The organism is Haloimpatiens myeolchijeotgali, from assembly GCF_042688525.2.
GTDB lineage: Bacteria > Bacillota > Clostridia > Clostridiales > Clostridiaceae > Haloimpatiens.
In genome coordinates this window covers 95899-115651 of sequence record NZ_JBHWAB010000001.1, presented here as the reverse complement: position 1 = coordinate 115651, position 19753 = coordinate 95899, and the positions used below count along the sequence as shown (strand labels likewise).

Sequence of the window (19753 nt, the reverse complement as noted above, 5' to 3'; positions counted from 1 at the left end):
CTAGCATACAACAATAACACAGACTATGCAATTCTTTAGATATTCTTTAAAATTTTTTCTAATAAAAAAACATACATAAATTTTATTTACATAAAACTATGTATGTTTTTAACAAATATTTAAATTTATACTACCCTTATTTATTTTCTTCTTTTAAAATTCTCTTTCTATTGAATAACATAAATACTCCAGTTAATAATGATATTATTAACGCTCCAATGTATTTAAACTTCAATAACATAACTAATAACCATGGCAATGGACTTGCCGCATAATCTAGACTTGAAACTAATGTTGAACTTTTTGGTATACTAAATTTAACTACTTTAGCTGCATGTGTAAATAATGGAGCTAAATTTGTTGCAATTAACATTCCACAAATTATTATTACTAACCCTACTATAAATGTCCTAAAAACATCACCTTTTGTTACAGGAACAATTAATACAAACATAAATGGAAGTCCTGCTAAACTTGCAAAAGGTAAAAACCCATTTCCAGGTACTATTACAGAAAGTAACAATGTAATTGGAACAAGAATTAAAGAAACCACTAGTGTTGTTGGATGACCTATACTAACTGCAGAATCTAAACCTATGTATAATTTACCATGATTTTTAAATTTCTTTTCAATTAGATTTTGAGTAGCTTCTGATACCGGCATAAGCCCTTCCATAAGTAAAGCGGCCATTTTAGGTATTAAAACAAGTACTGCACCCATTGTAATAGCTAATGTTAAAATACCTTTAAGATCATATTTTGCTATTATTCCAAGTCCTGCACCAACCATAGTTCCAAGAAAAACAGGTTCTCCAAATACTCCAAATTTTTTCTGAAGTGATTCAGCATTTATTTTTACTTTATTAATTCCTGGTATAAAATCCAATAATTTATTTATTATAATTGCTATTGGCACAAAAGAAGCTGAAAAACCATGGGGGATAGACACACCTTCAAGACCTAATTGCTCTTCAACACCTTTGGCTGTTAAGTCACCTATAATCATAATTACAATCATATTAATAATTGCAGCAAACATTCCCCAACCTAAGCTGTTTGTAAGAACTGCTACTATTGAACCAGTAAAAGCAAAATGCCAATAATTCCATATATCTATATTTACAGTTTGAGTAGTTTTAGTTAATAACATAAATACATTTATAGCAAGACCTATTGGTATAATTAATGCACCAACTTTTGACCCAAAGGCTATTGCAGCCGCTGCAGGCCATCCTACATCAATTACATTTAAATGAAGTCCAAAGTTTTTAACCATTTGTTGTGCTGCAGGTCCTAAATTGTCAGTCAAAAGACCTATTACTAAGCTTAATCCTATGAAACCAATACCTACAAGAAGTCCTGATTTTAGTGCTTTACCAAATTTTACACCTAAAAATAAAGCAAATATTGTAAATATTATAGGCATCATAACACTTGGTCCTAAAGCAACGATGTAATTTAATACTTCCATTTGAAATCCTCCTCTTATGTTTTTCTTAAATTATATGTTACTAATAATTTCCTCTATTGTTTTTTCATCACCATTTAATATAGCATTCATTTTTTCTTCATTTGACATAGTGCCAATTAAATCAGATAAGAATGTAGCTTGATGATTTCTTTCATTAAGAGCTATCATACAAATAAAATTAATTTTTACTTCTTTATTTTTATCTTCCATATTTTTAAATATTACGGGTTCTTTTAAAGTTGCTATGGCTAAAGCTGATTTATTGATATATTCAGCATCAGCATGTGGAATAGCTACCCCATATTTAATAAAGTCTAAACCAGTAGGAAATACTTTTTCTCTTTTTACTAATGCATCAAAGTATGACGATTTTACATAACCTTTTTCTAATAGCTTGTCCGATAAAAACTTTAATGCTGAAATATCTGAATCGAAACATTGATTTGAAAAAATTAATTCTTTATGTATTGGAATTTTCATTCTTTACACTTCCTTTTGTCCATTAATTTAAGCCAAGAGTTTCAATAACTTTATCGATAGTTTTATTCATTCCTATTCCTGTAATAAATGAAAGACCTTTTATTACTGGTACTCCAACATCTTGTGAAAAATTTGTTGTAGTAATAACTAAATCATAGTCTGTTGCTTTGTTAGCAAGTTCAACCACAGTACATTGTGATAATGTTACTTTACTTACTAATCCTCTTTCTTCTAGAGCATTTTTTAACTTTTGTAGAGCAACCGTTGAAGTTGCAATTCCTGCACCACATGCTATTAATACTTTTTTCATTTTTATCTCCTCCTAAAATATTTAAAAGTTTACATTTAATATAGAATATTTTTTAATAACTTTAATTACATCTTCTTTATTATTAGAATCAATAATTTTTTGTACGTCACTTTTACTCTTTACAAGTTCCATAAGTTGTGACAAAGCTTTAATATGGCTTTCCTTATCTACAGCAGCTAAAGTTATTACAAGTTTAACTTTCTTTTTAAAATCATCTCCGAAGTCTACTCCTTGTTTTAGTGTAACAAGGCTCATTGATAATTTTAAAGCTCCTTCATCAGGTTTCCCATGTGAAAGTACAACTCCAGGTGCTATAACCATGTAAGGCCCCAATTCTTCTATAGATTTTACTATTGCTTTCCCATAAGTACTTCTTACAGATTTATTTTTAACAAGCACATTTGAACCTAACATTATAGCTTCTTTCCAATCTCTACACTCTTCTTTTAATAGTAAACTATTGTACTTTAATAAATCCTGCAATCTTATTTTTTCTTCTCCTACAATTGATTCTTCATCTTCTAAAAGAATCTTCATAAATTCATATTGGAGCAAATATGAATCTTTTATTTCACATTGCTTTGATACTGCATTCATCAATAAATTTACTTTTTTAGTATATTGACTAGCATTCATAATGTTCATATTTACATTTAAATATTTACCTAATTTATCATAGTCATATTTTGTTAATAAAGCATTTATTTTTATATATTTTTCAATAGGAAATTCAGGAATATCTATTGTAGAAATTATGTAATCATAACAATTAGAATCTATTTTTAATATTGCTCTTGTAGATACTGTATTAACAATTTCAATATTAAAAGCCTTTTTAATTTGAACTGCTAACATTTTTGCAGTACCTATACCAGTACTACAAACAATTATTACTCTTGGTACTAAATTTTTATGCGATTGTATATTTTCTATTGCAGCTTCAAAATGAAGAGCAATATATGATATTTCTTGATCATTTATATTTTTGCCAATATATTCACTTAAATGTCTTGCTGCATATTTTGTATTTAAGAATAATTGTTTATATTTTTGTACAATATCATCAAACATAGGATTTTCTAAATTCAAGTTAAATTTTATTCTATATACTGCTGGTCTTAAATGAATAAGTAATCCATCAATTAATTGATTTTTATTTTTTCCAAATTTAAAATTGTAAATTAATTCCATTTCATTAGTCATTTTTTCAGCAATTTCGCGAAGAATAAATAAATCATTTTGATTTAAAACTTGATAATCTTTTGTGAATTTTGCACCTAAAAATCTTAAAGTTATATATCCAATTTCTTCTGCTGGAACATTGATTTTGTAATGTTTTTCTATTTTCACTACAATTTTCTTTGCTATTGAAAATTCTTTTGTATGATATATACTTTCAATATCCACTTCTGGAAGATATATTTTTTTACAAAGTTGAATTCTTTTTATCATTATAGCTATATGAGTAATTAAATTTCCATACGCTTCATCATTAAATTCCCTTTTGAGACTATGCTCTATTTCCACTATTATATTGTTTATAAATTCAATATCTATATTAGAAAAAAGAGTTTCAAATTGAAAATTATTTATCTTTGATAATGTTTCATTTCTCTTTATATAACTGAATATATCTTTTAAAGATACAGTTTGAGAAATTAAAGAATTAAGAACAGTCCTTTTATCTTTCTCTTCACCAGTTATATACAAACCAACTCTAGGTTTTTTTATTAATGAAAGTTTTTTATCTTTTAGATACTGTTCTACTAACAATAAATCTTTAAGTAATGTATTTTTAGATATATAAAATTTTGTTTGGAAATATCCAAGATTAATAGGTTTTTCTGCTTCTAATAATTTTGTTATTATTATCTTAAATTTTTCTTCCTTAGAATAAATATATTTATACGGTGTATACTCACCTTTAAATTTTTTAACAAAATTTTTTAACTTATCGTCTTTTTTTATTATTCTTACACCTTTTATATGTTGTCTATCTAAATAGTCAAATCCATTAGCTAAAAGAAATTTTTCAACTTTTTCTAAATTATATCTTATTGTTCTATTAGTTACTTTGTATTTACTAGCAAATTGGGAAACCTTTACATAAGAACGGGCATTAACCAATTCTATCAATAATGCAGTTGAAAGTTTATTTAGATTCATTTTTTTCCTCCTTAGTATTAGTATAATATTTATTTGTCTTTATCGAAATGGATTGAGCATCTATAATTTGTCAACTTATTGAGGAAATATTGAACTATTAAATCAAATTTTAATGGTAAAGATACACATTCAAAAGTTATAAAGAATTAAATTTAAATAAAAAAATTTCTTTTATTAAAAAGACTCAGACTAAAAATAGTCTGAGTCTTTCTAAATAAACATTTTATACCCTTTTGGTGCTCCCGAGGTGATTCGAACACCCGACCTACTGATTACGAATCAGTTGCTCTACCAACTGAGCCACAGGAGCATTTATTTTTCTAGAATATTTTATCATATAAAGTAATTTTTTTCAACAAACCTTGTGGTAAATTTTTCATTGTATTTTGGCTATTTTTTAATTAATATAGCTGCAAAAATAACTAAAACCATACCTAATATTTGAATAGGTGAAATAGATTCTTTTAAAAATATAAATGATAATAATACTGCACTAGGTATTTCTAAGTTTCCTAAAACTGAGACCTTCAATGAACCTATATATCTTATTGCAGAATATAATAAAGTAAGAGGTATAACTTCGCAAACAACTGCTAAGATAAATATATAAAATAAACTTTCAAAGCTAAAATTAGTTTTAAATAGAAAAACTGGTGGATTATATATCAGTATTGTTATAAGTGCAAATAACGTAGAATATGCATTTATGATTAATGGTGGAATATCTTCTAATTTTGATTCTGTATAGATGTTCATAAAAGCATAAAACACTGCACATAAAATACCAAAAATTATACCTATCATAGAATATTGTATTTTTCCATGAAAAAAATCCAAAGTACACATACATCCAATAAATGCTAAAACAACTGCTAATATTTTTTTAGAGCTAATCTTCTCCTTTTTAAATACACATGAATATATAAATACCATTATTGGATAAGTATAAAGCAATATTGTAACTAAGGACACTGGCAGATACTCAAAAGCTTTATAATAAAAAATCGACATAAATGTATTTCCCACTATCCCCAATATAGCTAAGTTAAATAATTTATTCTTACTTATTTTTAGTTCTTTTTTATTTCTAATTAATATTACAATAAACATCAATATTACAGCTAATATATATTGAACTGTTAATATACTTATGGAATCTAAACCTGTTCCATATCCTAATTTTATAAATAATCCTGCACTTCCAAATAGAATTGGAGCTATTATAGCATATATATACCCTTTTTTTATTATAATCCCCTCCATATTATGTCAATAGCAAATACTTCTGTTTAATATTATAAAAAATTAGCACGCCTTTACAGCATACTAATAAAATCAAAAATTAAATTTATGTATTATAAATTGCAACCTCTTCCTCTACCCCTTCTACATCTGTGACAAATACCACTTTCATCTATACTGCAGTCACATTTTACTTCTGCTTCTGATCCACATTTAGGACAAACAACTTTTTCATTATTTACATTTTCAAAACTTTCATCCCATACATATCCGCAGTCTTTACATACCATTTTACATATATTTAGAGTATAATTTCCACCTTCAATTTTTAATACTTTTCCATTTACAATACTATCTGCTACCTTTCCTTTGGCAGAACTATATATTCTCTGAAAAGTTGATCGGGCAATCCCCATAAGTTGTGCACATTTTATTTGATCATATCCTTCTAAATCCATAAGTCTTAAACTCTCTAATTCTTCTACTTCCATATTTATTACTTCTCTATTTGAATTGCCACACTGCAGTGGACCAAAAACATTATTTGTTGGTACATATCCAACTTTTCTCCATTTTCGTGGTCTTGGCATATACTAACCTCCTAATTCTAGTTTAAGCTTATTTGCAATAAAAAGCAGCAAAGCTGCTTTTTATTATTTTTATTGTTTTATAATGAAATTATTCAATTCTATTCTTGATGTACAACATCTAGTCTTGCAAATTTACTATATTGTCCTAACCAAGCTAATTTAATTGTACCTGTAGGACCATTTCTTTGTTTTGCAATTATACATTCTGCCACATTTTTATCTTCAGTTTCTTTATTGTAATACTCATCCCTATATAAAAACATAACAACGTCAGCATCCTGTTCAATAGAACCAGATTCTCTAAGATCAGAAAGCATTGGTCTATGATCTGCTCTTTGTTCTGGTGCACGAGATAACTGTGAAAGTGCTACAACAGGGCACTGCATTTCTTTAGCTAATGCCTTTATAGATCTTGATATTTCAGATACTTCTTGCTGTCTACTCTCTGATCCACTACTTCCACTCATTAACTGTAAATAATCTATAACTATTAAATCTATTCCATGTTCAATTTTTAATCTTCTACATTTTGATCTCATTTCCATAACTGAAGTTCCTGCTGTATCATCTATATATATTTTAGCAGCAGCTAACGGTCCAGAAGCTCTAGCTATGTTTTCCCAATCCTTGTCCTCTAATTCGCCTGTTCTAAGTTTCAACATATCAACATTTGCTTCTGAACATAAAAGTTTATATGCGAGTTGTTCCTTTGACATTTCCAGAGAAAAAACGGCTACACTTTTTGCACCTCTAAGTGCTGCATACTGAGCAATATTCAATGCAAATGTTGTTTTACCCATTGATGGTCTTGCTGCAATTAATATCATATCACCCTTTTGAAAACCAGAAGTTTTAGAATCCAATTCTGGAAATCCTGTTGGTACACCAGTTATTTCTCCCTTATTGTTGAAGAGTCTTTCTATTTCTAAAAATCCCCTCTCCAAAACTTTATTCATGGGTTCGAAATCACTTACAGTTCTTTTTTCTGCTATATTAAAAATTCTCTTCTCAGCTAAATCTAAAACACCTTCAACACTATCTTGATTTGTATAACTTTGTTCTATTACTTCAGTTGATGATCTTATTAATTTTCTTAATATAGATTTATCCTTTACAATTTTTATATGTGAATTTAAATTAGCAGTAGTAGGTACTGTATTACTTATCTCCGTAATATACGTTATACCTCCTACTTTTTCTAACTTATTACTAGCTCTTAAATATTCAATTAATGTTATCATATCTACTGGTGTATCTTTTTCAAATAACTCTACTATAGCATTAAATAAAGTTTTATGAAATTCTTTATAAAAATCTTCACTAGATAATGTTTCTGCTGCTTCTGCTATAGCAGATCTATCAATGAGCATAGAACCTATAACAGCTTGTTCTGCTTCTATATTGTTTGGCAAACTTCTAAGAGGCATTTCCATATATCATTCTCTCCTAAAAAACTATTTTTAATAATTCTTCAATGTCTTCTACTGTCTTAACCTCTATGTCTTTTAATCCCTGTGGTATTTCATTTATATTATCTTTTGGTATAACAACTGTTTTAATTTCTTTTCTTCTTGCTCCATAAACTTTTTCAAAAATTCCCCCAACAGGTTTTAATTTACCTCTAAGAGATATTTCTCCTGTTACCGCTACATCTTGCGCTATTGGTTTTTTTAATAATGCACTTATTATACATACTGTTATAGCTGCACCCGCTGAAGGTCCATCTATCTTACCACCGCCAATAACATTTACATGTATATCATAATTATTTATATCCTTATCTGTTATTTTTCTTATTACAGATGCAGCATTAAAAACTGAATCCTTTGCCATTGAACCTGCAGTATCATTAAATCTTAATGTACCTTTTCCTTTTTCTTTAGCTTCAAATACTGCTGCTTCAATTTCTATAACTGAACCAATATATCCTGCTACTCCAAGTCCATTAATATGTCCAATTTCAGCTTTATTTAAATCACTCTTTTTTTCATATGGAATTAATCTACTTATAGAAATAATATCTTCTACATCCTTTAACGTTATTTTTACTCTATCTTGTTGTAATTCGTTACTATAAAGTACATATCCATAAACATCAGACAATATATTTACAGCTTTTCTGCCTTCTATAGTATATCTGCTTATTAACTCGGCTACTCCATGCTGTAAATCTATATCTAATTTTTCTGCTGCATTTAAAACTATTCTCTCAATATCCTTTGAAGATAGTGGTTCGAAATACACTTCCACACACCTTGATCTTAAAGCAGGATTTATTTCACTAGGTTCTCTAGTTGTAGCACCTATTAAAATAAAATCTGCTGGAGCGCCTTCTTCAAAAAGATATTTTATATATTTAGGAGTCTCTTCATCATCTGGATCATAGTAAGAAGATGAAAATTCTACCCTTTTATCTTCTAATACTTTAAGAAGCTTGTTTTGAAGTATATTGTCAAGCTCACCTATTTCATCTATAAAAAGTACTCCTCCATGTGCTTCAGTAACAAGACCTGGTTTTGGTTCTGGAATACCTGTTTCAGCTAAATCCCTTTTACTTCCTTGATATATAGGATCATGTACAGAACCTAAAAGAGGATTTGTTATTTCCCTTGGATCCCATCTTAATGTAGTTCCATCAACTTCAACAAATTTTGATTCTACCTCAAATGGAGTATATTTAAGTTTTTTTGCTTCTTGAAGGGCTAACCTTGCTGCTGATGTTTTTCCAACTCCAGGAGGACCATATAAAATTACATGTTGAGGATATGGTGATGCTATTTTAGACATTAATGATTTAATAGCTCTTTCTTGTCCAATTATTTCTGAGAATTTTTCAGGACGAAGAATAGTTTGAATATTTCTTGAAGTCTTTCTATCATCTAATTTTTTTAATTTTTCATATTTTTTTATTGTCTTAGTATTTTCAGGTCCTTTTTTCTTCTTGATAATACTAAGTCTCATATCATCCATAAACTTATCTTGTTTTTGAATTAATAGGCTCTCAATTTCTTTTTCAATTTGATTTTGAACATATCTTTTAGCTAAAACCTCAGCTATTACATTATCAGTTTTTTCCAAAACTTCATTAATATTATTGTCATTAGGTACTATATCTATACCCTTACCATCTGTAACTATTTTATTTATTGCATATATTTTCTCACAACAGTTATTACTTTTCATATATTTTTCAAGCCTATGTCTAACTGTTCTTGTCCTTATAGTTTTTTTATCAAAAGAATTATTTACAATATCATATAAGACCTCAATATGTTCTTCGATGGGCATACCTTTAAATATATTTGTTTTATCATTAAATTCTTTTCTCAATTTGTATCCACTTCTAAAATAGAAGTGTTATCCCCCTTTCAAGTAACAACCTAACTACTTAGATAAAATTGCAACTTTAATTTTTGTAGATATTTCTGGATAAATCTTAACTTCTACGTCATATGTTCCTAACTGTTTTATTGTATCTGTAACAACTTTTTTCTTGTCTACATCTATTTTATATTGTTTTTTTAATGCTGATGATATATCTTTGCTTGTTATAGCTCCAAATAATCTTCCATTATCTCCACATTTAGTAAATATTTTCACTTCTTTACCTTTTAGTTCAGAAGCTAATTTTTGTGCTTTTTCTGTTTCTTGTAGCTTTTTCTTTCTTTCAGCTGCTTTCTTTTGATTTAATTGTTTTATATTACCTTGTGTTGCTTCTTGTGCAAGATTTCTTGGAAATAAATAGTTTCTTGCATATCCATCTGATGCGTTTGCTACCTCTCCTTTTTTTCCTAATCCTTTGACATCCTTCAATAATATAACTTTCATTATTTCTCACTCTCCTTTAGATAATTGTTTATTCCACTTTGTAATCTTTGTAATGCTTCCTCAATACTAATATCACTAAGTTTAGCTCCAGCCATAGTCATATGACCGCCTCCCCCTAGTTTCTCTAGTATTACTTGAACATTTATATCACCTAATGATCTGCCACTTATAAAAATGTTATTATCTATTTGAACTAAAACAAAAGATACTTGTATTCCTGTTATATTTAAAAGTTCATCTGCTGCTTGTGCAGCAATTATAGTATCCTTAATATTTTGGGGACAAACTGCTATTGCTATTTTATTCTCAACTTTAGCAGATTTTATTATTTCTAATTTTTTAACATATTCATCTAAATCATGTGAAAATATTTTTTTTATGTCTATTGTGTCAGCACCTAATTTTCTTAAAAAAGCTGCTGCCTCAAAAGTTCTAACCCCTGTTTTAAAATAAAAGTTTTTAGTATCTACACATATACCTGCTAAAAGTGCTGCTGCTTCTACAGATTTTAGTTTAGGCTTATCTACCATATATTGAATCATTTCTGTTACTAATTCACAAGTAGATGATGCATATGGTTCAACATAACTTAAAATATTTTTATCTATAAAGTTAGTACCTTTTCTATGATGGTCTATTATTACCACTCTGCTGCATCTTTCAACTATATCAATATTTTGAACATAATTAGATCCATGGACATCTACAAGTATAAGTAATGTGTTATCATCTACAATTTTCTTTGCATTTTCTGAACTTATAAATGTACTATTATATTCGGTATTTTCTTGGAGTTTTTTAATCATACTTTCTATACCATTATTTGTTTTATCTAATACAATATAGCACTCTTTTTCTAAAAGTCTGATTGTACTATTTATTCCTACTGCAGCTCCTAAACAATCTATATCAGGATTTATATGACCCATTATGAGTATATTACTACTTTCATTTATAAGTTCAACCAATGCGTGTGCTATAACTCTTGCTCTTACTTTTGTTCTCTTTTCAACCTCTTTTGTCTTCCCACCATAAAAAGACAATTTATCTTTGTTTTTTACTACTACTTGATCCCCACCCCTACCTAATGCCAATTCGATAGCTGACATGGAAAGTTTATAATTGTTAAGGGGGGTATCTCCATTTCTTCCTACTCCTATACTTAAAGTTGCTGATAATTTATTGCCAATATTTAAATCTCTTATATCATCTAGTATATCAAATTTTTTGTCCATTTCTTCTTCAATATATTTATCTTGAATAGTTAAAATATATTTATTGTTTGAATATTTTTTTATCATGGCTTGTAACCCTTGAGCATAACTATTTATTTTTCTTTCTATTTCAGCCGCTAGTAAAGGTTTTTTATCTTCTTCAGTAGTTTTTATAACTTCTTCTAAGTTATCTACTTCTATTATCATAACTGATTCTCTATTTTTTCTTATATCTTGTAATAAATTAAATTTTTCTGTTATATCAGTAAAATACAGTAACATTATCTTTTCTTCATTGTCTTTATCCTCTTTCATATTAACTGTAGTTACATATATATCATAATAATTATCATTTATATTCATATAAGAAAATTTTTTTACTTTTTTATTTAACGCTCTTTTTACGTTAAATTCCTTTACTAATTCTCTTATGTCTTTTCCTAAAATTTCTTCATCATCTAATATTAAATTAAACTGTTGGTTATACCAAAGTATATTTCCTTTTTCACTTATAATAACTAAAGCAAATGGAAGTTTTACAAGAGTATTTTTTGTTGCTATATCCAACTTTGATGAAAATCCTTCTATAAACTTCTTCCATTCATTTTTTTTCACTTTCATTTTTTCTATGTTGTATATAATTAATCCAACACAAAAAACTAAAACTACTACTCCTAATATAACATTATAAAAAAGTATTATGAAACTTAATATAGCCATTATGACCATATACAACTTAATATTAGGAGTAAAATAATTATACTTATCATCCATTTTTATCCCTCAATCAATTCTCATTTATGAAACACTATACTTTTTTATTTAATGAAAACCTTCTAAAATTAATTATACTATCTATTATGCCTATCATAGGAAATATTCTAATCATTCCTAACATAATAACAAGTACAATCATCAACCCTATGGCTATTTTAGATACTTTGTACTTTCCCCTGAATAAAAAAATTATTGCAGAGATTCCTACTATTGAAAATATAAAACTCCCAACAATTATAGAAGAATTTATTATGTATTGACCAATAATAACATTTTTAGCATTTAATATTATTCCAATACAAGTAATTCCTATGATAATACCTGTTAATCTATCATCTATATGCCACTCTTTAAAAGGTTTAATATTATTTATATTCATTCTTAATTTTCCGAATATATTAACTGCAAGTTTATAAATTAAAAAAGTAAATATAACACAACAGTTTATTACATAACCGGGAAGTACACTCAAAACTAAATTAACATTTAAACTTTCAACCATTGATTTTAATTGATTAATATTTTGTGTATTAATTCCCATTTGCTTATAATGCATAATCATTTCTTCAGTCTGATTCTTATATATTGTTATAATTTGATTTATTAAATCATAAATTCCTTCTTTATATATAAACTTACTTACTAAAAAGAAAAAACTAATTACGCCTATACTAAATGCTATAGCTACAAAAAATAGGCTAATAGAACCTGCTACTCTTTTCTTTATACAATATCCTAAAATTATACCACTTAATGTATACAATAAAATAAATGATATTGCTGTCACCACACCGGTTGAAAACATTATAAGTAAAAAACTAGCAGCTAAAGCTACTATCGTAACCTTTAAATCATGCCTTACATATAAGATAGCTATTATTATTGGTAAAAGTATTAATCCTACAAATCCAAAAAAAGGCACATATGAATTTAAAAGCATACATATTAACATAAATACACACAATATTCCTGCCTCAACTATTGAATTTGTTTTATAAATTTTATCTTTCATATTCCCTCCATTAATCTCTTTCTTTTAAGTAATTATATAACCTACTTAAATCTTTTCCATCTTTCTCAATGTCGTCTTCTTCAATTATTCCTACTTTTAACTTATTTTTAATTTCTTCATCTACCGCAATATAAGAATACCCTAGTCTATCTGCTAATATATACAATATAATTATTGCCCCGGAAATACAATTTAATATAGCATTTTGTGCAATATTACTCCCTTTAGTTAATAATTTAAAAAAATCCCCTATTATGCAAACTAATTCTGCTTTTAGTTTTTCAATTATTTTAATATTTGACATTATATTAAAATCATCTTTTCTCATATTCACATCTTCCCCTCTTCCCCTTTTCCACCTATATATTATATTTTAGTTATTTTCCTTTATTTATGCAACTAAAATAAAAAAGCAACACCTTTTGGTGTTGCTTTTAATACCTTTATTATTCAGTAGTGAATGGTAATAAAGCTATATTTCTAGCTCTTTTTATAGCAATAGTAAGTTCTCTTTGATGTTTAGCACAATTTCCAGAAATTCTTCTTGGAAGAATCTTACCTCTTTCTGTTATGTACTTCTTAAGAGTATTAATATCTTTATAATCTATTACTTTATTTTTATCTGCACAAAAAGTACAAACTTTCTTTTTTCTTCTTCTTGATCTTCTACGATCGTTTTGCATTTCACTTACCTCCTTACCTTCTTTAATTAGAATGGGATATCCTCATCATCAATTGGAGTTATATCCTCATCGAAACTTTCTTCTTTTTTTGGTTTAGTATCAAAATTGCTTAAAGATTCATTATACTCAGAATTCATACTTGACTGAGATGACCTATTTCCATTTCCCCATTCAAGGAATTGGACTTCATCTGCAACAACTTCTGTTACGTATCTTCTCGTACCATCTTTTGCTTCATAATTTCTTGTTTGAATTCTGCCGCTAATTCCTATAAGCTTACCCTTGCTCATATAATTCGCAGTGGATTCAGCTTGTTTACCCCATACTACTATTGGAATAAAATCTGCTTCTGGTTGTCCTGCACTTTTAAACCTTCTGTCTACAGCAAGTGTAAGAGTTGCAACAGCAGTTCCATTTCCCGGAGTAAACCTAAGTTCTGGGTCTTTAGTTAGTCTACCAATTAAAACAACCCTATTCATTAAAACACCACCTAGTTTTCTGGATTAACGATTATATGTCTAATTACGCTGTCAGCAATTCTAAAGTTTCTATCTAATTCTTTAGGTAAGTCAGAATCTGCAGTGAAGTTTATTAAAACATAGATTCCTTCGTTAACTTTTTTTATTTCATAAGCAAGTTTTCTCTTACCCCATAAATCAACGTTTTCTATTTGTCCTCCACCATTTTCAATTATACCTTTGAATTTTTCAATATTAGCATTAACTGCCTCATCATCTAATGATGGTTGTAATATAAATATAGTTTCATACTTTCTCATCATTTTCACCTCCTCCCCTTGGACTAACGGCTGTGATATCACAGCAGGGATTCCATCAATATATTCTATCATTATAATACTGAAAAATCAAGGATTTATTTTTCAGTATTATTAGAAATTTTTAATATTTTTTTCATATTTTTCTCAAACTTACTTCTTGGTAACATTATTATTCTTCCACACTTTACACATCTTATTTTAATGTCTGCTCCAACTCTTAGAATCTCCCATTCATTACTACCACATGGGTGACCTTTTTTCATTTGTACTATATAACCAACATCAAATGTTTTCACTTTTTTCACCCCTTTTTATAACATCACATAATAGATAAACTATGTACAACCTAAAATTAATTTATATATTTTAATTTAATATTATTTCCATACTATAAATTTAATAAATAATTGACAATAACTATTATATAACTAAATTTTATAACTTCTATAATTGATGCATACCTTTACTTTTCAATAGTATACATAAAAAATATACCATAACTTAAATAAATAGTGAATATCTATTATAAAAAAACGTAAAGTCTTGTAATATAAGACTTTACGTTTTTTATATTAAACTTATTACCAATTAAATATACAATTCAAAACTTAATTGTTTTAAAATATTATAGAAACCTCTTGTCCTTTTTTAAAATGAATATTTTTTACCTTCATTTTATCTTGCTTTACTAATTGTTTAAGATCTTCTATATTTTCTTCTTTTACCCTTAAACTTATACCACAGCTCTTTGTTATATAAGTAGGGGTAGGAATAACCATTATTTTTATCTTATTTTCTTTTGCAACTTTTTCTCCATTCATTGCTTCATGAGTATTTTGAAATGTTACTATATAATATTCATTCATTTTATCACCTTTAATTAAATACTTTATTAACTTTATTTTTACCAAGTCAATATAATTTTATTATTCATTTTATAAACTTAATATTTATTATTCTATAATTTAATTACTCTATCAGATTCATTCATAGTTTCAACTATTGAATACATATTACTTACTTCACCAATTAATAATTTTTCTTTAATTTTATAAAAATCAAGACAAGTACCACAAACTTGTATCTTTACCCCTTTTTCTTGTAATTTTTGTAAGTTTTCAATAACTTCTGTTCCTTCTACTGTAAGTTTAACTCCTCCGTTTATGAATATTAAATCAGTTGGTATTATATCTGATTCAGATAATGCAAACAAATAACTTTTCATTAATATAATTCCTAATTTATCGTCTCCATGGCCAAATTTATCATTAGTTATAGCTATTGTAAATTTTTCATTTTCTTTTGCATCAAATTGTAAATTACAATCCTCTAATACTTTTCCCTTAACTATAGTAACATAAAAAAGTCCATCTTTTTCTTCATATTTTGTTTCATATCCATTTTTTTGTGCAAATTTCATAACATTATTTTTAGCTACTTCATTATCTACAATTGTAACTGCATCTCCACTTTCTATTGAATCAAAGTGCTTTTTTGTATTAACTACTGGTAATGGACAATTTAATCCTTTACAATCTATTATTTTATTCATTTACAATTCCTCCAATCTTCTCTTATAAACTTCTATATATTTTCACACACTATATAACGTTATCATTTATAATATACATATGACAAATTTTGCACTATAATTTATATATATTAAAATTTAAATTTCTTCTTAATTATATCAAATATTTTTACTTAAATATCTATTTTTATCAATAACTATATTCCTATTTAAAAATCCAATAGATAGTTTTTTATTAATTTAAATATCAAATAATGATTAGAGTTATTTTAAACATTTGCTATATTAAAATTAATTTAACTATATATGAGGGGGAAATAAAAATGAAAATTTATTTAGATAATGCAGCAACAACTTTTCCTAAACCACAGCAAGTAACTTCTGCTGTCTTAAATTATATGACTAAAGTAGGTTCTAATCCAGGAAGAGGTGCTTCTTCTTCATCTTTAGAAGGAAATAGAGTTGTTTTTAACTGTAGACAAACTATATCAGAATTCTTTAATTTCGATAAATTACAAAATGTTATATTTACTTCCAATATAACTATGTCTTTAAATGTTTTAATAAAAAGTATAGTAAAAAAAGGTTGGCATGTTATAACTTCTAGTATGGATCATAATGCTTCATTAAGACCATTATCTAACCTTGAAAAAAAAGGGATAATTGATTTAACTATTCTTCAATGTTCTAATGAAGGTGTTCTAGACGTAGAAAAGTTTAAAAAATGTATAAAATTTAATACAAAACTTGTTGTACTTTCACATGCTTCTAATATAATAGGAAGTATACAACCTTTAGAACAAATAGGTAAAATCTGTAAGGAAAATAATATTTTCTTCATAGTTGATACAGCTCAAACAGCTGGAGTATTAAATGTAGATTTTAAAAAATTAAACTGCAACGCTTTAGCTTTTACTGGTCATAAAAGTTTACTTGGACCTCAAGGAATAGGGGGATTTATAATTGATAATAAATTAAATGATATAGCTTCCCCATTTATAGAGGGTGGAACTGGAAGTGTATCTTCTAGTATAATTCAACCTGATTTTTTACCTGATAAATTTGAAAGTGGTACCATGAATACTCCAGGAATAGCTGGTCTTTTAGCTGGTATAAATTACATTAAAAATGTAGGATTAGACTATATTAAAGAATATGAAGAAGAATTATGTCAAAAATTCATAGAAGGAATTTTAAATATAGACTCTATGGAAGTTTATGGTTTTACTGATGCTAGCTTAAGAACTTCTACTGTATCTGTTAATTCTTCTAATATAGATAATGCAGAACTTGGATTTATTTTGGATAATGAATATGGTATTATCACACGTACTGGATTACATTGTGCTCCTCTTGCTCATAAGACTATATCTACTTATCCTAATGGTACTATACGTTTCAGTTTTGGTATCTTTAACGATATTAAAGACGTAAATTATGCATTGAAATCAATAAATACTATTGTGAAAAGGAAGTGATGTTTATTGGATACTTTAATTAAAAAAATGGATAAATTAGTTTTGTTTTTAGTAATATATACTGCTGTATTTTTAATATTTTTTTCAACATTAAGTTATACATTACCTTTTGTTCTTGCATTGTTATTTGCTATCATTCTGCAAAAACCAACAAAATTACTGATTTCAAAATTTAAACTTAAAGATTGGGTAGCATCTTTAATAGTAACTATAATATTTTTTACAATAATAATAAGTTTATTATTACTAGGCATTACATCTTTAAGTTCAGAGATTATAGACTTAGGAAAAAATATTCAGTCTTACATAACAAATAATTTGGAAAACATAAAAAATTTATTTGATAAGTTACAAAATAATTATAATCATTTAGATTCTTCTTTAGTAAATGCTATAGAAACTAATTTTTCAAGTTATGCATCAAAAACTTTAAACACTACGGTTGCAATTACTAGTAAAGTTATATCTACATTTATAGCATTTATTTCCCGAATACCATATATAATAATGGTTATATTATTTACTTTGCTTTCCACTTATTTCTTTACAAAAGATTTATCAAATACTAAAAACAAAGTATTAAATTTGGTTTCAAAAAATCATAGTGATAGGTTTTTTAATATAATAACTGAATCAAAAAAAATGCTCAGTAATTACCTATTATCATATTTAGTTATTATATTTATAACTTTTATTGAAACTTTAATAGGTTTTCTAATATTTAAAATTAAATATGCAGTAATTCTAAGTGTGTTATGTGGAATATTCGATCTTCTTCCTATCTTAGGAATAGGAACTATATATATCCCTGTAGCTATTATATGTTTTATTTCTAAGAACTATGTTGCTGCTATTGGAATTACAATATTATACGCAATTGTATCTATAATAAGACAAATTATAGAACCTAAAATTGTATCCTCTTCCCTTGGTTTACATCCAGTAGCAGTTTTAGCTGCTATTTTCATAGGACTTAAGGCCAATGGGCTCTTTGGAATGTTATTTTGTGTATTTTTAGTAGTTTTTTATAATATATTAAAAAAAGTAGAAGTAATTTAGTATATAAAGCCTCCCTTTTGGTAATAATTTCAAAAAGGAGGTATATTTATTATGAATAACAAATTAATCTTAGATTGTACAGAAATAGATTGTATATCAAAATTAAGAGATGTATTAAGTATACAACTTTTATATGCTTTAAACTCAAATAAGCAAATAGTAATATTGTGTATTGGAACTGATAGATCTACTGGAGATAGCTTAGGGCCTTTGGTAGGAGAAAAATTAAAATTTTTAGTAAGAGATAATATATCTATTTACGGTAACTTAGAAAATCCTATTCATGCCAAAAATTTATGTGATACTTTAAAAGATATTAATAATAAATATGATTATCCATTTATAATTGCAATAGATGCATCTTTAGGAAATATTCAAAATGTAGGAAAAATAGTTATTGAAAAAGGTCCTCTATATCCTGGTGCTGCTATGAATAAAGACTTACCACCGGTTGGTCATATAAGTGTAAAAGGAATAGTTAATATATCTGGTGCATTAGAATTTTTAGTGTTACAAAATACACGATTATATACAGTTATGCATTTAGCAGATGTTATTTCTAAAGGTATTTATCATTCTATTATAAAAACTATCGGAGGTAAAAAGCTACATAAAAGTTCAAGTAATTAATGTTTCACGTGAAACATTATATATCTGATTTATAAATTTTCATTATCTCTAATATAAATTTTACTAATAAACCAGATTATATTTAAAAAAAAGGACTATATATTCTATTGTTTATTATGTATTCAATTTCATCTATGCTTTTACTTCCAATATCAATAATTAATGTACCTTGAACTTTTAAATTATTTTCTACATTAACATCAAGTAATCCACCATTCTTTAAATCACAAATTACTATATCACAAGGTATATCATTAGTACTTACAATATTATATTCTCGCTTTATTAGTTCATCTTTAATATACTTTAATTCATTTGGGACAAAGATTATCATAAAAAAACCTCCTTAAGGCTATTATTCCCTTTAAGGAGGTTTTTTATTACATAAATACTGATTTTTTTATCTCATGACCATCCACTTTAAATCTCCTATATAAGAATAATTCTTAGAACGAACATATCTATATATAGGTTCAACTAACTTTCAGATGGAAACACAAATTC

22 protein-coding genes and 1 tRNA gene are annotated in these 19753 nt (G+C 26.8%); 3 read left to right on the top strand and 20 right to left on the bottom strand.

The window, feature by feature from the left end; translation table 11 throughout:
• Positions 1–136: 136 nt before the first annotated feature.
• The 19 genes from ACFIJ5_RS00620 to yedF all read right to left on the bottom strand — a co-directional run bounded on the left by ACFIJ5_RS00620 (position 137) and on the right by yedF (position 16103).
• On the bottom strand, positions 137–1471 hold the full coding sequence (locus ACFIJ5_RS00620; RefSeq protein WP_379802705.1) for a PTS galactitol transporter subunit IIC: 1335 nt from the start codon (positions 1469–1471) through the stop codon (positions 137–139).
• Between the two features lie 30 nt (positions 1472–1501).
• On the bottom strand, positions 1502–1951 hold the full coding sequence (locus ACFIJ5_RS00615; RefSeq protein ID WP_379802703.1) for a PTS sugar transporter subunit IIA: 450 nt from the start codon (positions 1949–1951) through the stop codon (positions 1502–1504).
• A gap of 22 nt (positions 1952–1973) precedes the next feature.
• Positions 1974–2261 (bottom strand): PTS sugar transporter subunit IIB, encoded by a 288-nt coding sequence (locus ACFIJ5_RS00610; protein ID WP_379802702.1) that lies wholly within the window; start codon positions 2259–2261, stop codon positions 1974–1976.
• A 21-nt stretch (positions 2262–2282) separates the two neighbouring features.
• Positions 2283–4427 carry a BglG family transcription antiterminator gene (locus ACFIJ5_RS00605; protein WP_379802701.1) on the bottom strand — a complete coding sequence of 715 codons (2145 nt, stop codon included), beginning with the start codon at positions 4425–4427 and terminating at the stop codon, positions 2283–2285.
• A 234-nt stretch (positions 4428–4661) separates the two neighbouring features.
• Positions 4662–4737, bottom strand: a tRNA-Thr gene (locus ACFIJ5_RS00600).
• An 80-nt stretch (positions 4738–4817) separates the two neighbouring features.
• Positions 4818–5690 carry a DMT family transporter gene (locus ACFIJ5_RS00595; RefSeq protein ID WP_379802700.1) on the bottom strand — a complete coding sequence of 291 codons (873 nt, stop codon included), beginning with the start codon at positions 5688–5690 and terminating at the stop codon, positions 4818–4820.
• 92 nt (positions 5691–5782) lie between these two features.
• Complete coding sequence (locus tag ACFIJ5_RS00590; RefSeq protein ID WP_379802699.1) at positions 5783–6259, bottom strand: DUF134 domain-containing protein; 477 nt, start codon at positions 6257–6259, stop codon at positions 5783–5785.
• Between the two features lie 98 nt (positions 6260–6357).
• Positions 6358–7692, bottom strand: coding sequence for a replicative DNA helicase (locus tag ACFIJ5_RS00585; RefSeq protein ID WP_379802698.1), 1335 nt, complete (start codon positions 7690–7692; stop codon positions 6358–6360).
• A 13-nt stretch (positions 7693–7705) separates the two neighbouring features.
• Positions 7706–9547, bottom strand: a complete 1842-nt coding sequence (gene lonC / locus ACFIJ5_RS00580; RefSeq protein ID WP_379809485.1) for a Lon family ATP-dependent protease — start codon at positions 9545–9547, stop codon at positions 7706–7708.
• Positions 9548–9643: 96 nt separating this feature from the next.
• On the bottom strand, positions 9644–10087 hold the full coding sequence (gene rplI / locus ACFIJ5_RS00575; protein ID WP_379802696.1) for a 50S ribosomal protein L9: 444 nt from the start codon (positions 10085–10087) through the stop codon (positions 9644–9646).
• Positions 10087–12075, bottom strand: coding sequence for a DHH family phosphoesterase (locus ACFIJ5_RS00570; protein ID WP_379802694.1), 1989 nt, complete (start codon positions 12073–12075; stop codon positions 10087–10089). Before ACFIJ5_RS00570 ends, rplI begins: the two co-directional genes overlap by 1 nt.
• A 34-nt stretch (positions 12076–12109) precedes the next feature.
• On the bottom strand, positions 12110–13090 hold the full coding sequence (locus ACFIJ5_RS00565; protein ID WP_379802693.1) for a DUF2232 domain-containing protein: 981 nt from the start codon (positions 13088–13090) through the stop codon (positions 12110–12112).
• A gap of 10 nt (positions 13091–13100) precedes the next feature.
• Complete coding sequence (locus ACFIJ5_RS00560) at positions 13101–13418, bottom strand: MazG-like family protein (RefSeq protein ID WP_379809483.1); 318 nt, start codon at positions 13416–13418, stop codon at positions 13101–13103.
• Positions 13419–13536: 118 nt separating this feature from the next.
• Positions 13537–13773, bottom strand: coding sequence for a 30S ribosomal protein S18 (rpsR, locus tag ACFIJ5_RS00555; RefSeq protein ID WP_379802692.1), 237 nt, complete (start codon positions 13771–13773; stop codon positions 13537–13539).
• 26 nt (positions 13774–13799) lie between these two features.
• Positions 13800–14252 (bottom strand): single-stranded DNA-binding protein, encoded by a 453-nt coding sequence (locus ACFIJ5_RS00550; protein ID WP_379802690.1) that lies wholly within the window; start codon positions 14250–14252, stop codon positions 13800–13802.
• A gap of 11 nt (positions 14253–14263) precedes the next feature.
• Complete coding sequence (gene rpsF, locus ACFIJ5_RS00545; protein WP_379809481.1) at positions 14264–14551, bottom strand: 30S ribosomal protein S6; 288 nt, start codon at positions 14549–14551, stop codon at positions 14264–14266.
• Between the two features lie 95 nt (positions 14552–14646).
• Positions 14647–14847 carry a DUF951 domain-containing protein gene (locus tag ACFIJ5_RS00540; protein WP_379802689.1) on the bottom strand — a complete coding sequence of 67 codons (201 nt, stop codon included), beginning with the start codon at positions 14845–14847 and terminating at the stop codon, positions 14647–14649.
• 321 nt (positions 14848–15168) lie between these two features.
• Complete coding sequence (locus ACFIJ5_RS00535; protein WP_379802688.1) at positions 15169–15417, bottom strand: DUF3343 domain-containing protein; 249 nt, start codon at positions 15415–15417, stop codon at positions 15169–15171.
• Between the two features lie 92 nt (positions 15418–15509).
• Positions 15510–16103, bottom strand: a complete 594-nt coding sequence (gene yedF, locus ACFIJ5_RS00530) for a sulfurtransferase-like selenium metabolism protein YedF (RefSeq protein ID WP_379802687.1) — start codon at positions 16101–16103, stop codon at positions 15510–15512.
• 302 nt (positions 16104–16405) lie between these two features.
• On the opposite strand from yedF, the gene ACFIJ5_RS00525 reads away from it, so the two are divergent.
• From ACFIJ5_RS00525 to yyaC, 3 genes are read left to right on the top strand one after another with little or no spacing between them, the layout of a single operon-like run.
• Positions 16406–17560, top strand: a complete 1155-nt coding sequence (locus ACFIJ5_RS00525; protein ID WP_379802685.1) for an aminotransferase class V-fold PLP-dependent enzyme — start codon at positions 16406–16408, stop codon at positions 17558–17560.
• A 6-nt stretch (positions 17561–17566) separates the two neighbouring features.
• On the top strand, positions 17567–18619 hold the full coding sequence (ytvI, locus tag ACFIJ5_RS00520) for a sporulation integral membrane protein YtvI (RefSeq protein ID WP_379802683.1): 1053 nt from the start codon (positions 17567–17569) through the stop codon (positions 18617–18619).
• Between the two features lie 51 nt (positions 18620–18670).
• Positions 18671–19249, top strand: coding sequence for a spore protease YyaC (gene yyaC, locus ACFIJ5_RS00515; RefSeq protein WP_379802682.1), 579 nt, complete (start codon positions 18671–18673; stop codon positions 19247–19249).
• Between the two features lie 82 nt (positions 19250–19331).
• Here yyaC and ACFIJ5_RS00510 read toward each other — a convergent pair whose 3' ends face one another.
• On the bottom strand, positions 19332–19583 hold the full coding sequence (locus ACFIJ5_RS00510; protein ID WP_379802681.1) for a YkuS family protein: 252 nt from the start codon (positions 19581–19583) through the stop codon (positions 19332–19334).
• Positions 19584–19753: the final 170 nt, after the last annotated feature.

What these genes read in the sequence shown, in the direction of transcription:
- ACFIJ5_RS00620 (WP_379802705.1), bottom strand. Translation starts at nt 1,471, where the DNA reads ATGGAAGTATTAAATTACATCGTTGCTTTAGGACCAAGTGTTATGATG.
- ACFIJ5_RS00550 (WP_379802690.1), bottom strand. Translation starts at nt 14,252, where the DNA reads ATGAATAGGGTTGTTTTAATTGGTAGACTAACTAAAGACCCAGAACTT.
- rplI (WP_379802696.1), bottom strand. Translation starts at nt 10,087, where the DNA reads ATGAAAGTTATATTATTGAAGGATGTCAAAGGATTAGGAAAAAAAGGA.
- ACFIJ5_RS00605 (WP_379802701.1), bottom strand. Translation starts at nt 4,427, where the DNA reads ATGAATCTAAATAAACTTTCAACTGCATTATTGATAGAATTGGTTAAT.
- yyaC (WP_379802682.1), top strand. Translation starts at nt 18,671, where the DNA reads ATGAATAACAAATTAATCTTAGATTGTACAGAAATAGATTGTATATCA.
- ACFIJ5_RS00585 (WP_379802698.1), bottom strand. Translation starts at nt 7,692, where the DNA reads ATGGAAATGCCTCTTAGAAGTTTGCCAAACAATATAGAAGCAGAACAA.
- rpsR (WP_379802692.1), bottom strand. Translation starts at nt 13,773, where the DNA reads ATGCAAAACGATCGTAGAAGATCAAGAAGAAGAAAAAAGAAAGTTTGT.
- ACFIJ5_RS00570 (WP_379802694.1), bottom strand. Translation starts at nt 12,075, where the DNA reads ATGGATGATAAGTATAATTATTTTACTCCTAATATTAAGTTGTATATG.
- rpsF (WP_379809481.1), bottom strand. Translation starts at nt 14,551, where the DNA reads ATGAGAAAGTATGAAACTATATTTATATTACAACCATCATTAGATGAT.
- ACFIJ5_RS00560 (WP_379809483.1), bottom strand. Translation starts at nt 13,418, where the DNA reads ATGAGAAAAGATGATTTTAATATAATGTCAAATATTAAAATAATTGAA.
- ACFIJ5_RS00615 (WP_379802703.1), bottom strand. Translation starts at nt 1,951, where the DNA reads ATGAAAATTCCAATACATAAAGAATTAATTTTTTCAAATCAATGTTTC.
- ACFIJ5_RS00610 (WP_379802702.1), bottom strand. Translation starts at nt 2,261, where the DNA reads ATGAAAAAAGTATTAATAGCATGTGGTGCAGGAATTGCAACTTCAACG.
- lonC (WP_379809485.1), bottom strand. Translation starts at nt 9,547, where the DNA reads ATGCCCATCGAAGAACATATTGAGGTCTTATATGATATTGTAAATAAT.
- ACFIJ5_RS00590 (WP_379802699.1), bottom strand. Translation starts at nt 6,259, where the DNA reads ATGCCAAGACCACGAAAATGGAGAAAAGTTGGATATGTACCAACAAAT.
- ACFIJ5_RS00565 (WP_379802693.1), bottom strand. Translation starts at nt 13,090, where the DNA reads ATGAAAGATAAAATTTATAAAACAAATTCAATAGTTGAGGCAGGAATA.
- ACFIJ5_RS00525 (WP_379802685.1), top strand. Translation starts at nt 16,406, where the DNA reads ATGAAAATTTATTTAGATAATGCAGCAACAACTTTTCCTAAACCACAG.
- ACFIJ5_RS00535 (WP_379802688.1), bottom strand. Translation starts at nt 15,417, where the DNA reads ATGAATGAATATTATATAGTAACATTTCAAAATACTCATGAAGCAATG.
- ACFIJ5_RS00510 (WP_379802681.1), bottom strand. Translation starts at nt 19,583, where the DNA reads ATGATAATCTTTGTCCCAAATGAATTAAAGTATATTAAAGATGAACTA.
- ACFIJ5_RS00595 (WP_379802700.1), bottom strand. Translation starts at nt 5,690, where the DNA reads ATGGAGGGGATTATAATAAAAAAAGGGTATATATATGCTATAATAGCT.
- yedF (WP_379802687.1), bottom strand. Translation starts at nt 16,103, where the DNA reads ATGAATAAAATAATAGATTGTAAAGGATTAAATTGTCCATTACCAGTA.